The sequence below is a fragment of the Peribacillus sp. NPDC097264 genome (genome assembly GCF_050277925.1).
Taxonomy (GTDB): domain Bacteria; phylum Bacillota; class Bacilli; order Bacillales; family DSM-1321; genus Peribacillus.
Window position 1 is genome coordinate 216,234 of record NZ_JBNNSR010000002.1, and the last position, 14,985, is coordinate 231,218.

A 14,985-nucleotide genomic window follows, 5' to 3' on the forward strand; every position below is an offset into this window, starting at 1 on the left:
ATTTTAAAGAAGGGGGTAATTCAGTAGGAAGCGTGAATCATTTATTTTTGATACAGTACCTTTTAATGGGTCCTTTCTATATATATTTGGCAAAAAAAGAAGCACTTAACCCATTGGTCAAATGCCTCTTTTTACTAACTTCCTTCCACTATATATTTTCCCTGTACGTAATTGTCCTTTCATTCTGTTTCAGGGAAAAAGATTTGAGCTGTACGGATATCGACTAAAGCGGGTAACTCTGACTGCAAAGCTTCTGTGATGGATGCTTCCAAGGAGTTATCCTCTTCGACATGCACACCCTTCCATCCACAGGCTTCTGCTACCTTTACGAAATCAGGATTTGTCAGACCCACGCCCACTTCATCCCCTCCCTCAGCTTTAATTTTATCCCGTTCCATTTGTAGTGATTCATTATTGAGTACGATGATGGTAATCTTAATGCCGTATCGTTTGGCTGTCAGTAAGTCAGCAAGTGTCATCTGAAGGCCTCCGTCACCGACAACGGCTACTACTTGTTTTTCCGGTTCGGCTAATTTGGCAGCCATTGCAGCTGGAAGACCAAACCCCATCGTTCTCCAATATCCTGAAAATAGAACCCTTTGGTTTTGTTGGCGCAAGATTCTATTCGTCCAAACAGTTACATCCCCAGTATCGATTGCCAGGATCGCATCTGGATCTATCGTCCTTTCAATCGCTCGAATAATCCTTGCTGGGTGTATAGGAGAACCTTCGCTATTGCCTTCCTGTTCCAATTGCGCTGACCATAATTCTTTCACTTCCCGGCAACGACCGACCCACTCATCATTCTTGTTGTGCCCTTTTAATCCAAGATTCAATTGAGGAATAACCTCTTCAGTATTACCTTTAATACCGATTTCTACGGGTATGCTTTTTTCGATCTTGTCAAAATTACTGTCTATCTGTATAATCTTCGCATCGGTTGGCACATATCCTTCGGGCCACCAAGTAACACCGGCAAGCAATACGACGTCAGCCTCCAGGAAGGCGCTCTTCGCATATGGATTGCCGCCTTCCCCGATGCCCTGTAAAAGATTTGGAGAGTTTGCCTCGAAAGCGCCCTTACCCCCAAGGCTAGTAAGAATGGCAGCACCCCACGTATCCGCAAGCATCTCAATCGCTTCTGAAGCACCACGGGCACCGGCTCCAGCCAGTATCATAGGTTGTCTCGCTGTTTTCATTACCTCAAGAATCCGATTCTTGCTTTCTTCTTCCAGCGAGGAAGTACTTTTAACAAGTAAAGGTAAACGCCTTGGCCGCACTTCCGTTTTTTTATCGAAAAAATCCTTTGGTATGGAAAGGTGAGTAACCCCTCTCTGGCCAAGCGATTTTTGGGCCGCTTTGTGCATCACTTCAATAATGGCATCCGGGCTGGTCAAATTTACACTATAAGAAGCAAACGGCTTCACAAGTTCCTGTTGATTCACATATTGTTGAAAATCCGTTCCTATTTTATCACTTGGAGCCTGCCCTGTTATGGCCAACACCGGTGCTTTATCGGAATAGGCATCACCAAGTCCATTAAGCAAATTAGTGACCCCAGGTCCCATGGTCGCGGTACACACACCCAATCCCCCTGTTAACTTGGCCTCCGCCGAAGCCATTAAAGCGGCTACCGATTCATGCTTAACAGCAATGAATTTAATATTTTCTTGATTCGCCAGTGCATCAATCAGTCCAATTATCGTATCTCCCACCACTCCATAAATTCTTTTCACATTCATGAGTTGTAATTGTTGAATGATTAACTCGGCAACTGTATTCTTAGAATGTTCCAAAATCCTTCAACCCTCTCGTTTTTATTACTTGCGTTAATTTGTCCTATTATTTTTTACACTAATCTCCTTTCTTTTAAACAAATGTATTGAATTTTATTTTTTTATAGTTAGTTCTATTAAAAAAGCCATCTGAGCATTAACAGATAGCTTTTCTACTTGTATGGATTTCTAATCATCTTTCAATTACGTATATCACTATAGCAACATACAAAATATTCTTTTAAAAAAAGGATACTGATAATGCATGAGATTATTAATATGATGATATATGAAAGATAGCCATGTATCCTTACTCCAGTGATCCCCGCTTTTTATGTATGGAAAAACAAACATCCTTTCATGATGGGAATGAACATTTAAGGAATTTCAAGATAAAGCGTTAATTAAAAGGGCAGGCCAGGGCACCCAATCAAAAAAATGATTGAGTGCCCTTTTACTATTTATAAAGTACGTTCATCCTGATTATATGATTTTATAATCATCATAAGTAATTATTAACCTACTCATGGACACAGTTTCTGCACGTATCCTGTTTTTATCTCGACAATATGCGATAAGCGAACTATTGGGAAGTTTGGCCGTACAATTCCATTTGTTATGCTTTTTAGAATATCTGGAGGAAATCTGAATCATTTCTCCATGAACTTTTAATAATCGACGTTTGATCAAAGGCATCATCTCCAATACAAGTAATATCTTATACCCTGATTTTAGAGAGTTTATTCGTAAAAACTAAAAGAAACACAAAAAAGTAAGAAAATTATAGGTATTTTATAGGAATGAAGCCTATTTCTAAGGTGAATTCTCAAAAAAACCATAAAAATGGAGAATATAGAAGATATTCAAGTTTCCCGATGATACCACGAAAAATGTTCCCTGGCTTACACGAACATAAATAATAACTTTAAGTTATATTCATATTGTAAAAAACTATTTGAAATTAACAGTCGGTAGACGTATGATTAGGAGTGTTAGGATAGAGACACGTGAGTTCAGTAAGTTAATAGGTTCTATCAAAGGAACTACATATCAGTATGGGCCTCTAGTAGCGATAACTTTTTAAAGAGATTTTCAAAGTTATAGTTTCTGACTTCGATAGTAATGTGACTTTGCATCCTAATTAGCAAATTAAGTTCAACGCAAAGGGGAAATAGATATGGCAGATGTAGTCTCAAAATCAAAACCTGAAAACGAAACACTTAATATCTCTGCAAGCCAGGAACAAAGAGATATCCTAGATCAACTTTTAAACCCTGAGGTTCAACAATCACTGAATAATTTAGTAGAACAATTACCAAAATTAACGGAATTGGTTAATATTTTGACAAAGTCATATGATTTTGCTCAATCTGTTGCAACTGATGAAGTATTGAAAAATGATACAGTCAGTGCTATTTCAGAAATGGCAACACCAGTTGTATCTTCTGTAAAGGGCCTTGCTGCCAATGCAATCGAAGCAAAGGACCGGGCTGAAGAAAGTACGGAAGTCATTGGTCTTTTCGGTTTACTACGTATGATGAAAGATCCACAAGCGCAAAAACTTTTCCGTTTCGCAAGTGCGTTCCTTGAAATCTCTGCAGAACGTAAGAACCAAAACTAATTCTATTATTATCATTCAACCAGTTAGGACGGGGGATTAACAAATGTCAAAACATATCGTCATCTTAGGTGCAGGATACGGCGGATTACTATCTGCATTAACGGTTCGAAAATACTTAAATAAAGATGAAGCACAAGTTACAGTGGTTAACCAATACCCAACACACCAAATTATCACAGAACTTCATCGTCTAGCAGGAGGATCAGTTTCTGAACAAGCTGTTGCCATTCCGTTAGAAAAACTTTTCAAAGGAAAAGACATCGACCTTGTCATTTCCAAAGCTGAATCTTTCTCAGTGGATAAAAAACAAGTTAAACTTGCTAATGGTTCTACTCTAACTTACGATGCTTTAGTTGTTGCTTTAGGAAGCCAAACAGGATTCTTCGGCATTCCAGGACTTGAAGAAAACAGCATGGTATTAAAATCTGTACATGATGCAAACAAAGTTTACAAACATATCGAAGATCGCATTCGTGAATATTCCATTACGAAAAATGAAGCGGACGCAACGATTGTAATCGGCGGCGGTGGATTAACTGGCGTTGAATTAATCGGTGAAATCGTAGATCATTTCCCTAAAATTGCAAAACAATTTGGCGTAGACTACAAAGACTTGAAAATCAAGCTTATCGAGGCTGGTCCAAAGATTCTTCCTGTATTACCGGATTCATTAATTGAACGCGCAATGACAAGTCTACAAAAACGTGGGGTCGAATTCTTAACTAGCCTTCCTGTAACAGGTGTCAAAGGCAATGTTATCGAATTGAAAGATGGACAAACCATCACGGCTAATACACTTGTTTGGACTGGTGGGGTCGCTGCTCTTCCTATCGTTGGGGAATCAGGTCTTGAAGTGGACCGTGGTAAAGCAACTGTCAATGAATATCTTCAATCCAAGTCTCATAATGACGTATTCGTTGTTGGCGATAGTGCCGTTGCCTTCCCTCCAGAAGGTGGACGTCCATACGCACCAACAGCACAAAACGCTTGGCAAATGGGCGAACTAGTCGGTTACAACCTATATGCAGCATTTGAAGGTAAAACACTAGAAAAATTCGCACCTATCAATTCTGGAACACTTGCCAGCTTAGGTCGTAAAGATGGTGTAGCAACAGTTGGGGCTAACAACACTGAACTTAAAGGCTTACCTGCCACTTTAATGAAGGAAGCTAGTAACATCCGTTATCTTACTCATATCAAAGCGCTTTACAATTTGGTCTATTAAGTTCAACACTGAACTTAATCATTTGTAAATAAGTAGACGCTGAGAAAAATCCAGTTTCTGTCCTTAGACGGAAACTGGATTTTTCAATTCCACCAATTGATAGATTAGGAATCTATTGACGAATTAATAAATGATAGAACATGGTCCCCTCCCCCGTAGTATGGCAAGGCAATACAATAAGTATAGACTGAGGGCATTTTGCCGGACTTTAAATTCAGGCCTGGTGTCACCCTCTTTAGCGTCCCTATTACATTTCCCATACAAACCCATCAAGAATAAAATCATATACGTTAACATTTACAGAATACGCTCCTTTTACAAATACAAAACATGACGATCAGCCCTACAACCTACTCTCTGACGTTATTAAGAAATTTTTTCGAATCACCTTTAGCTATTGATTTCGCTACCCCTCATTAATGAAAAAGCAAAAAAACAAGCTGAAGCGCGATTTGCATGCTTCAGCTTGTTTGTTATTTTTCTTCTTCCCAAATGATCCATTCATGAACTTCAAGGATTTCAAAAAATTTCACAAGTCGTGGTAAGGCCGGTTCGGCTTCTTCCCCAAAGTGTTCAATCATCGCTTCCGAAATCGCTTGGACATTCTTGCGATATGCCATTTGTTCAATGGCAAATCTCCCAAACTTATCTAGCTTGATTTTACGAAATGCCCTTTGCTTCAAGAAACGAATCGTCAGTCTCTCGATGAAGTTAGTTCTCTGGATAATCAAAAATCCTAAGTCCGAAGAAGAATCCATTTCTAGGGTGACACGACTTTCCAAAAGAGGAACCATAGTTAACAGGTTCCTCTTTGATGTTTTCTTTTTACGAAACATCTTCTTTATTCCTTTTGCTAGATACAAACCAAAGTACTCCAGCTAAAGCAAGGAAAAGTAAGAATGGTATTAGGTTGCTCGCTATCACCGCTACGGCTGGAACTTTTACTCCCACTGCAATTAAGACTGCAATAAGCACTCCAATCAATGATTCACCGGCGATTAAACCGGACGCGAACAATGTTCCTCTATCTACTCTTGCTTTACGTGCTTCTTTAGATTTAGCAAAACGTTCAACGAAGTAACGTACAAATCCACCGATCATGATTGGCGCACTCGTATGAACTGGCAAGTAAATCCCAACTGCCACACTAAGTGAATTCAAACCGAAGAACTCTAGAGTAATGGCAATCGCCGTTCCGATGAAGATAAGGGTCCAAGGTAAGTCTCCTCCAAGAACACCTTCAGCAAGAATTTTCATCAAGGCCGCTTTAGGTGCAGGAAGTTCTGCAGAACCCATTGTATAAGCATTATCCATTAACACTAAGGTAAAGCCAATGACAGCTGCAGATGCAACGACACCAATCATCATCGCAACTTGTTGTTTCCATGGCGTACCACCGACAATATAACCTGTTTTCAAATCTTGAGAAACGTCACCTGACACTGCAAGTGCCGTACAAACGATTGCAGCAACCGTTACTACAGCTATCATGCCATCCATGCCAGTGAAGCCTGTTGCCTTATAAATAAGCGCTACAATTAGTAGTGTCGCAATGGTCATCCCAGATGTAGGGGATGAAGAGCTTCCTACAATCCCAACAATCCTTGAAGCGACCGTAACGAATAAGAAACCAAAAATACCGATTGCAACTGCGCCTATGATACCTACTTCCGTTACAGGTGCAAAGGCAATAATCAAAAGAACAATAAGCATCCCTAACCACACGAATTTAGCAGGAATGTCTTTTTCAGTACGAATTAGCCCGGCTTTAAGCTGACCTTTATTCGCTTGCACGCCTCTCAGCGTTGCAAAAGCAGAACTGAATAGAGTGGGCAATGTCTTAATCAGTGTGATTAAGCCCCCAGTCGCAACTGCTCCAGCTCCGATGTACCGAATATAATTATCCCAAATTCCCCAAGCGTCCAGTTCACCGATAGGAACTTCTGACGGGAATATAGGTGTAGAGCTACCACTACCAAAGAAGCTAATGGCCGGTATAAGGACGACCCAAGCCAATAGACCCCCACCGATCATTTGACCCGCAACACGTGGACCGATGATATACCCGACACCCAATAGGGAAGGAAATGCATCAAGGCCGACTACTGCATTTTTAAAACCAGTGATGCCTGTTTCCACTTCCGTTTTAAATAGCTTGAATCCATCTCCAAGCGCTTTAACCACACCACCGATTACTAAACCGACTCCGATTAATTTAGCGCTAGAACCGCCTTTTTCTCCTGATTTCAATACCTCGGCACATGCCGTACCCTCAGGATAAGGTAATGTTTCGTGCTCCCTTACTATTAAAAGCTGACGAAGGGGGACCATCATGAAGACCCCAAGGAATCCACCAGTTAAAACAATGAATAGGATTAACGCTTGACTAACATCCATCCCCCACATAAATAATGCTGGGATAGTAAAAACGGCTCCGGCCCCAATGGCCTCACCTGCTGTTGTCATCGTTTGCACAATGTTGTTTTCTAAGATGGAATCTCGTCGAAAAATCCCTCTCAGGATTGCCATTGAAATTACCGCCGCGGGTATAGATGCGGAAACCGTCAATCCAATAAGGAGACCTAAATATGCATTAGCTGCTCCAAAAACGATGGCAAGAATTATACCTAGAATAATTGCAGTGACAGTTAATTCGGGTAAAGATTTCGAAGCAGAAACGTACGGGACGAATTTGCTCTCTTTCGAATTGTTAGACAATTTAGACACTTCCTATATCTTTTTAACTTTAAAAACACAGGAATTATTATATCACTGTAATTTCTATTCATGCAATGGGAAAATTCTGCTTATTCTTAAATAAGACAATAGGGAAAATTCAGTTAAATGATATTTTATAAGAATATTATTTTGAAAGACTTTGGTTTCTAACTACAATCTTTATCATGGGTATTTGCACATTCTAAAGAAAAACCGCATATTCTGCTCAAAACCCACACCATCGTAAAGGAAGGATACCTATGGATTATGCATCACCTTCGACTCAATTTACCTTCGATGTAACTAAAAGTACTTTAGTAAAAAAAGATAATCTGAACTATATAAATGTATTGGGCATCTCACAGTTGAACACCCTGGAGAACACTTCTTTACTCGATATATTCTTAAGTGCCAATAATATCATCGAACCTCATTACCATCAAAAAGCAGCCGAACTAGTTTATTGCATCTCCGGGGCCGCTACAGTATCAATTCTGAATCCATATACAAAGCTCATTCAAAACTACCCCATTACTCCCGGCCAAGTTGCGAACGTCCCACAAGGGTGGTGGCATTATGAAGTGGCTACCATGGACCAAACACATTTACTTGCTATTTTTAATGCACCTACCCCTGAAGTCATTCTGGGATCGGATATCTTGAAATTAACGCCAGCGGATATCATGGCCCACACTTATTCCATAGATGAAAACCAATGGAATAAAACGGTGTCACCCGTCCAGCCCTCGACTTTCATTGGCCCACCCGTAACCTATAACAGAAATGGGAATAACCATTCCCATCAATCATGGCACGATCCGAACCAATGGTACGGTATCCCCTACTACTATCAAAACCCATCAGTTTTACCATATTATTAGTATTATTCTAATAAAATAATATAAAATCACATAAATAACTAAAATATTATCCTTATATTTATATTAATGGTATATTTTAATTAATTTATGCATAAAATAACATATAAATATCTATACGAATAAAAAAATACTATTTTAAAATATTTATTATCTCACTTTCTCTTAATAACCATGATAAGATATGCTAGGGTGATATAATGATGAAAAAACTTAAAGTAATATTAGTGGCTGTTCTATGTTTAACTTTATTTACTGGAATCCAGTCAACTGAAGCTGCTGCTTCCAATGTGAAGGTACACTTTATCAATGTGGGCCAAGGCGATTCCATCCTGATTCAAACCGGTAATGAAAACATTTTAATTGATGCTGGTGGAAAAGGAAAAGGCGATGATGTCGTTGCCTATCTGAAAAAACAAAAGGTAAAAACGTTGAATGCGGTTGTCTCGACTCATCCGGATGCCGATCATATCGGTGGACTGGCCTATGTAATCAATAACCTGAAAGTCAAAGCTGTGTATGCACCGAAAGTTTCCCATACCACACAAGCTTACAAAGACTTTTTAAAAGCGGTTAAGAAGAAAGGGCTAAAAATCAAGAAAGCAAAGACCGGGGTAGTAGTCACAACGAAGGCAAAGAATACGTCATTGAAATTCCTTGCTCCAGTCAAAGACTATAAGAAAGACTTAAATAACTGGAGTGCCGTCCTATTGCTTAAACATAATAAAAAATCGTTCTTGTTCACTGGCGATGCTGAAGAAAAATCCGAAAAAGACATGCTTGCCAAAAAGGTAGTACCAAGCGTGGATGTCCTTAAAGTTGGGCACCACGGGGCAAAAACATCTTCTAGTTCAGCTTTTATTAAGAAAGCAAAACCAAAATACGCTATAATAAGTGTAGGAAAAAATAGCTATGGGCATCCTACTTCTACCGTTGTAAAACGCTTGAATTCCATAAAAGCTAAAATCTATCGTACAGACAAATCTGGAAACATTATTTTTACTTCTACAGGTACGAAACTTACTGTAAAGACGGTGAAATAAATGAAGCAAGGAATAATTGATCGCTTTGAAGGTAAAATCGCTGTCGTGGAAATCGATGGTGGCGATATGAAGGATTTTCCGAAAAGCTCCCTTCCAAAAGGGGCCAAGGTCGGAGATATGCTGATTATCGATGGTGATACAATTACTGTCTCCAAAGAAGGAACAAGAAAGTTAAAAAAAGAAATTGATGACTTGATGGATGAGTTGTTTGAAGATTGACTACGACTATCCCCTTCTCAAAATGAGAAGGGGATTTTTTCTACATCTTTTACCTTAATAATAATGAACTAGCTGAGAAACATGAACTTACCCTGGAGGTATATTTTTTAACTTACACGTTCCCTTTCATTCTTATCACTTTTCCCTCTAATTCAAACCCTACTTCCTGCATTCCATTTTTACGATAAAAAGACAATGCGTTTCTATTAGTAGGAGAAACGCGTAGATGATATTCCTTTACCCCATATTTTTTAAAGAAATGAAGAGCATATCGGTGAAGTTCCTTCCCTAACCCCATTCCACGTTTTTCAGGAATGAGATAATAAAGATTTACGTAGCCTACTTTACTACCCTTATATTCTTTAATTGTAAGTTCAAGTTGACCGATGGGCACATCATCTTCCATAACCAAGACAAATCCACCTGGATATCGGTTCGATTTTATTTTTACCCAATCCAGATATTCCTCTACGTTTCCAAGATCCTTATCAGAACCAAAGCTTATGATGAAAGAGTCCCTACGAAATCGAATAATGAATGTTCTATGCTTCGTTACATCAATCGGTTCAAAATGCAAAGAAACTCCTCCCTTAGCATACATATTACGTATTATGTTGGTACCTATCCCAAAGAGAACCCCTTAATAACAAGGGGTTCTCTTTTCATTTTCACATCACCCTTTTAAACATCTTTTCCATTTCGTAAATTGAATAGGAGATGATGATGGGTCTTCCATGCGGACAGGTGAATGGATCGGTTGTTCTCCTTAATTCATCAAGAAGGGCTTGTATTTCATCGTTACGGAGGTGGCGGTTGGCTTTAATGGAGGCTTTGCAGCTCATCATGATGGCCGCCGCTTCACGCAGTTTTTTTATGTCCACCTTTTTCATCGACAATAATTGTTCAATCATGTCTTCAAGGATTTCCTGTTCAATTCCTTTAGGGAACCATTGTGGATGGGACCGGACGATAAAGGAATTGTAACCGAATTCCTCTAAAAAGACGCCGACCTTTTCTAGCTCATCCTTGTATTCATTGATTCGAATTGATTGATCGGTCGAAAATTCTAACGTGATCGGAACGAGCATATCCTGTAGCTCATTTTCGACACGACCAACCTTTTCTTTGAAATATTCATATTTAATCCGTTCCTGTGCAGCATGCTGATCGATGATATACAAACCTTTTTCGTTTTGGGCGAAAATATAGGTGCCATGCATTTGTCCAATTGGATACATAGGAGGTATGCGGCTTGAAGCATCTTCCTCCTCTATTTCTTCCTCATCCTCTTCGACTGTATATGTTGTATACCCTTCAGCGGATTCGAACAAGGACCTTTTTTCTTCTGGAGGTATGACAGGGATAGAGGCCTCTCCCATTTGCATTCCATCTTCACTGCTATATATTAATTCATGCATGGTATCAATATCCTGGTTATCATCGATAGATTCCACTGGAACTTCTTGCTGTTGTTTTTCTCGTATCAAGGTATTCTTTAGTAGGGATGCTTCTTTTTTTGCTTCTTCAAGAACTTGCCTTCCTCTTTCTACGACATGGTCTAAGCTGAGAGACGTCTGCTCGCTTTTAGGCTCCTCTTTCTTTTGTGACGGCGTGAAACCGCTTGGAATCAAGGAAAGTTTCTTGAAAGCTGATTTAATCGTTTCCGATACTAAGGCATATAACTCTTGTTCCTTACTAAGTCGCACCTCTAATTTGGACGGATGTACATTAACATCGACCAAGATTGGATCCATTTCAATATTCAACAAAGCAATTGGGAAACGTCCAATAGGAAGGAGTGTGTGGTATCCCTCCAGGATTGCCTTAACAAGAACATAGTTTTTTATAAATCTACCGTTAATCATCGTCGAAATGTAATTTCTGGAGGCACGGGTGACCTCGGGCATTACGATATATCCGGTTATAGTGAAGTCCAAAGACCTCGTCTCTATCGGAATCATCTTTTTGGCGATATTCATTCCGTAGATTGCGGCCAGTACTTGCCGGACATCTCCATTACCATTTGTATGCAAAATACGCTTCTCATTATGCGTAAGGCTTATCGAAACGTCAGGGTGTGACAAAGCCAGCCTGTTCGTGACATCCGTAATGTTTCCTAGCTCCGTATGAATCGTTTTTAAATACTTCAATCGTGCCGGTGTATTATAGAAAAGCTCGGAGACCGTGATGTCCGTCCCTTTTCGGCTTGATGAAGCCTCCAATTCACGAATGATCCCCCCTTCAAGCAGAATTCGGGTTCCTGGCCCCTCTCCCGTGCTGCTTTTCATTTCAAAATGGGAAACTGATGCGATACTTGGCATGGCTTCACCACGGAACCCGAGCGTCCGAATCCGAAACAAGTCATTTTCATCTTTTATTTTACTTGTGGCATGACGTTTAAACGCCGCTTCTACATCGTCGGCCGTCATTCCATCTCCATTGTCTATGATCCTGATGGACCCAAGTCCGGCCTCCACCAATTCAATTTCAATGATGGTACTGTTGGCATCTATGGCGTTCTCCACTAGCTCTTTCACGACTGAGGCAGGACGTTCAACCACTTCGCCAGCTGCTATTTTATTCGATAAAGACTCGTCTAGCTGTATGATTTTCCCCACTTTTATCGCCTCGCTTCAATTATTTATTTCAATTTCTTATGCAATTTATAGAGTATATTCATCGCATCTAGTGGTGTCATTTCTAGGATATCGAGCGATTTGATATCATCAAGCACTTTTTTTTCCTTAGCTGATGAACTGGTTTTTTCCCTTGGAACTTCTTCTCCGAAAAAGGAAAGTTGCGACGCTTCATTTACAACCGTACCATCCTTTTCTTTAGATCCTTTAGGAACATCTATATCTACTACAACAGCTGACTGTGAAGGTGTTTGCGTCACTTGTTCATTATCACTTTCAAGTTGCGCTAAAATGGCAGCTGCCCGGTCAATTAACTGTTTTGGAAGGTTGGCAAGCTTGGCAACATGAATACCATAACTTTTATCGGCTGGTCCCTCTTTTATTTTATGAAGGAAAACGACATTCCCATTCTGTTCGATTGCACTTACGTGGATATTTTTCAGTTTAGGAAGTTCCTCTGATAGCACGGTCAATTCATGATAATGTGTTGAAAAGAGTGTCTTTGCACCGATTTCTCCATGAATATATTCAATGATTGCCTGCGCTAACGCCATACCATCGTAAGTGGAAGTTCCTCGTCCGATTTCATCGAATAAAATCAAGCTGTTTTCCGTAGCATTCATGATGGCATTTTTTGCTTCGAGCATCTCGACCATGAAAGTACTTTGCCCCGAAATGAGATCATCCGCTGCACCAATTCGAGTGAACACTTTATCGAAAATCGGCAGTTCCGCTGAGGTCGCCGATACAAAACAACCGATTTGGGCCAAAATGGATGTCAACGCAATCTGACGCATATACGTACTTTTACCCGACATATTAGGTCCTGTAATCAAAAGTAGCTCACGGTCGCTATCCATAAAACAGTCATTTGGAACATACTCTTGAGAATGCAGTACTTTTTCGACAACAGGGTGGCGTCCTTCCTGTAAGGCTATTTTACGATTTTCAGAAAAGACCGGCTTTACATAATGACGCTCTTCACTGATTGTTGCAAAGCATTGGAGAACATCAAGTTCACTGATGCCTTTCGCAAGCTCTTGTAAACGTGGGATATAGCTTTTCACCTGTTCACGGAGGCTGAGGAACAGATCATATTCAAGACCGATGCTTTTCTCTTCGGCTTGTAAAATCAAGGCTTCCTTTTCTTTTAGTTCAGGTGTGATATATCTTTCAGCATTGGTCAAGGTTTGCTTCCGTTCATACCGTCCCTCTTCAAGTAAATGCAAATTGGCGCGAGTCACTTCAATATAATAACCAAATACTCGGTTATAGCCGATTTTCAATGATCGTATTCCGGTACGTTCCCGTTCCTCCCGTTCCAGCTGAGCGATCCACGTTTTTCCGTTTCGGCTGGCATCTCGATATGTATCCAGTTCCGAGTGGAAACCATCTTGGATAATGTTCCCTTCCTTAACGGATAACGGTGGATTTTCCACTAATGCCGTTTCAAGTAAATCGGTCACTTCCTCACAGGGATCCAGCTTTTCGGCGAGAGCTGTTATATCGCCATTGGAGCCCAAGGATTGGACGATTTCACGAATGATGGGTACTTGTTGGAGTGAACGTTTCAACTGGATTAAATCACGTGCATTGACATTTCCAAACGCCACCCGGCCCGCAAGACGCTCTAAATCATATACTTCCTTCAAGCGCTCGCGCAAATCTTGACGTTCGAAGTAGTGATCCTTCAATATTTCCACAAGGTTTTGTCTACGTTCGATTTGCAGTCGATTGATGAGTGGACGATCAATCCATTGCTTAAGCATCCTGCCTCCCATCGCTGTCTTCGTCTCATCCAAAAGCCATAATAACGACCCTTTTTTTCCTTTGGAACGGATGGTTTCCGTCAACTCCAAATTACGCTTGCTATAATAGTCGATTTTCATATAATGGGACGTTTCATATGCAAATACTGGCTGCAGGTGATCTAGGCTTCTTTTTTGGGTTCGGTATAAATAATTCAATAAACGCGCAGTCGTTTGAGCTTGCTTATCTTCTTTCAACAGTCGAAACAAAGAAACGAACGACTCACTTTGCTCTAAGTTATCCTCAAGGGAAAGTGCTGCGGCACCCCTTTCCTGCAATTGCTTTTTCCATTCATCGTTAAAATCCGTTGCAATGACAACTTCGCTGGCACCAAGGTTTGCAAACTCATTCAATACCTCTTCAAAACTTTCAATCAACGTGACCTTGTTTTCACCTGTCGACAAATCGTTGTAAGCAAAGCCGAATGGCCCATCTGTAAAGGACGTGATGGATGCAATGTAATTATTTTCTTTTTCCCGAAGTCCTTTACTATCCATTTTGGTTCCCGGTGTAATCAGCTGGACAACTTCCCGGCGGACTACCCCTTTTGCTTGTTTAGGATCCTCTGTCTGTTCACAAATGGCTACCTTAAAGCCTTTTTCTATCAAAATATCAATATAATTGGGAGCCGAGTGATAGGGAATGCCACACATGGGAATTCGATTTTCCGTGCCACCCTCCCGGCTCGTTAATGTAATCTCCAGTTCCTGTGAGGCATTCAATGCATCCTCAAAAAACATTTCATAAAAATCCCCTAAACGGAAAAATAAAAAGGCATCCTGATACTCTGCCTTGATTTTTAAATATTGTTGAATCATTGGTGTATATCCAGCCATTCTTTCAAAACCTTTCCAAACTATAATCTGTTATTTATATATGTCATTTATTATACCATACGGGATAGCACCTTTCCTGTATTCGCTATTACAAGAAAACATGCATAATACACTGTTTTTTTCCTTTTTATAAGGGGATTTAGGACGCCGAGGAGCTTATGCGGGTAATAAAATACTCTACTAATTTGGCCTGTCCTTCTTTTAACGTAAATAAGACCGGATGAA

Annotated in this window: 11 protein-coding genes; 5 read left to right on the top strand and 6 right to left on the bottom strand. The window is 40.1% G+C overall.

Annotated features, from left to right (window positions below; genetic code table 11):
- Positions 1–179 precede the first annotated feature (179 nt).
- Positions 180–1,796: a thiamine pyrophosphate-binding protein gene (locus tag ACQKL0_RS03705; RefSeq protein ID WP_427686354.1), complete on the bottom strand. Its 1,617-nt coding sequence runs from the start codon at positions 1,794–1,796 to the stop codon at positions 180–182.
- A 1,156-nt stretch (positions 1,797–2,952) separates the two neighbouring features.
- On the opposite strand from ACQKL0_RS03705, the gene ACQKL0_RS03710 reads away from it, so the two are divergent.
- A complete protein-coding gene (locus ACQKL0_RS03710; RefSeq protein WP_402875259.1) occupies positions 2,953–3,396 on the top strand; it encodes a DUF1641 domain-containing protein in 444 nt (147 codons plus the stop codon).
- A 43-nt stretch (positions 3,397–3,439) separates the two neighbouring features.
- Complete coding sequence (locus tag ACQKL0_RS03715) at positions 3,440–4,621, top strand: NAD(P)/FAD-dependent oxidoreductase (protein ID WP_402875257.1); 1,182 nt, start codon at positions 3,440–3,442, stop codon at positions 4,619–4,621.
- Positions 4,622–5,094: 473 nt separating this feature from the next.
- Here ACQKL0_RS03715 and ACQKL0_RS03720 read toward each other — a convergent pair whose 3' ends face one another.
- Both ACQKL0_RS03720 and ACQKL0_RS03725 read right to left on the bottom strand, forming a co-directional pair.
- Entirely contained in the window at positions 5,095–5,457 is a 363-nt protein-coding gene (locus ACQKL0_RS03720) for a PqqD family protein (RefSeq protein ID WP_427686356.1), read from the bottom strand.
- On the bottom strand, positions 5,447–7,339 hold the full coding sequence (locus tag ACQKL0_RS03725) for an OPT family oligopeptide transporter (protein ID WP_427651436.1): 1,893 nt from the start codon (positions 7,337–7,339) through the stop codon (positions 5,447–5,449). Before ACQKL0_RS03725 ends, ACQKL0_RS03720 begins: the two co-directional genes overlap by 11 nt.
- A gap of 260 nt (positions 7,340–7,599) precedes the next feature.
- On the opposite strand from ACQKL0_RS03725, the gene ACQKL0_RS03730 reads away from it, so the two are divergent.
- The 3 genes from ACQKL0_RS03730 to ACQKL0_RS03740 all read left to right on the top strand — a co-directional run bounded on the left by ACQKL0_RS03730 (position 7,600) and on the right by ACQKL0_RS03740 (position 9,479).
- Positions 7,600–8,220, top strand: a complete 621-nt coding sequence (locus ACQKL0_RS03730; protein ID WP_427686358.1) for a cupin domain-containing protein — start codon at positions 7,600–7,602, stop codon at positions 8,218–8,220.
- A gap of 200 nt (positions 8,221–8,420) precedes the next feature.
- On the top strand, positions 8,421–9,260 hold the full coding sequence (locus tag ACQKL0_RS03735) for a ComEC/Rec2 family competence protein (protein WP_402956381.1): 840 nt from the start codon (positions 8,421–8,423) through the stop codon (positions 9,258–9,260).
- On the top strand, positions 9,261–9,479 hold the full coding sequence (locus ACQKL0_RS03740; protein ID WP_403123129.1) for a DUF3006 domain-containing protein: 219 nt from the start codon (positions 9,261–9,263) through the stop codon (positions 9,477–9,479).
- A gap of 112 nt (positions 9,480–9,591) precedes the next feature.
- On the opposite strand, the gene ACQKL0_RS03745 is transcribed toward ACQKL0_RS03740, so the two are convergent.
- From ACQKL0_RS03745 to mutS, 3 genes are all read right to left on the bottom strand, one after another.
- Complete coding sequence (locus tag ACQKL0_RS03745) at positions 9,592–10,056, bottom strand: GNAT family N-acetyltransferase (protein WP_402956377.1); 465 nt, start codon at positions 10,054–10,056, stop codon at positions 9,592–9,594.
- A 91-nt stretch (positions 10,057–10,147) separates the two neighbouring features.
- Complete coding sequence (gene mutL / locus ACQKL0_RS03750) at positions 10,148–12,097, bottom strand: DNA mismatch repair endonuclease MutL (protein ID WP_427686361.1); 1,950 nt, start codon at positions 12,095–12,097, stop codon at positions 10,148–10,150.
- Between the two features lie 23 nt (positions 12,098–12,120).
- Positions 12,121–14,760 (bottom strand): DNA mismatch repair protein MutS, encoded by a 2,640-nt coding sequence (gene mutS / locus ACQKL0_RS03755; protein WP_427686362.1) that lies wholly within the window; start codon positions 14,758–14,760, stop codon positions 12,121–12,123.
- Positions 14,761–14,985 lie beyond the last annotated feature (225 nt).

Bases quoted from the DNA above. Each gene is read 5' to 3' on its own strand.
- mutS (WP_427686362.1), bottom strand. From the start codon at position 14,760: ATGGCTGGATATACACCAATGATTCAACAATATTTAAAAATCAAGGCA.
- ACQKL0_RS03710 (WP_402875259.1), top strand. From the start codon at position 2,953: ATGGCAGATGTAGTCTCAAAATCAAAACCTGAAAACGAAACACTTAAT.
- ACQKL0_RS03730 (WP_427686358.1), top strand. From the start codon at position 7,600: ATGGATTATGCATCACCTTCGACTCAATTTACCTTCGATGTAACTAAA.
- ACQKL0_RS03720 (WP_427686356.1), bottom strand. From the start codon at position 5,457: ATGTTTCGTAAAAAGAAAACATCAAAGAGGAACCTGTTAACTATGGTT.
- ACQKL0_RS03715 (WP_402875257.1), top strand. From the start codon at position 3,440: ATGTCAAAACATATCGTCATCTTAGGTGCAGGATACGGCGGATTACTA.
- ACQKL0_RS03735 (WP_402956381.1), top strand. From the start codon at position 8,421: ATGAAAAAACTTAAAGTAATATTAGTGGCTGTTCTATGTTTAACTTTA.
- ACQKL0_RS03740 (WP_403123129.1), top strand. From the start codon at position 9,261: ATGAAGCAAGGAATAATTGATCGCTTTGAAGGTAAAATCGCTGTCGTG.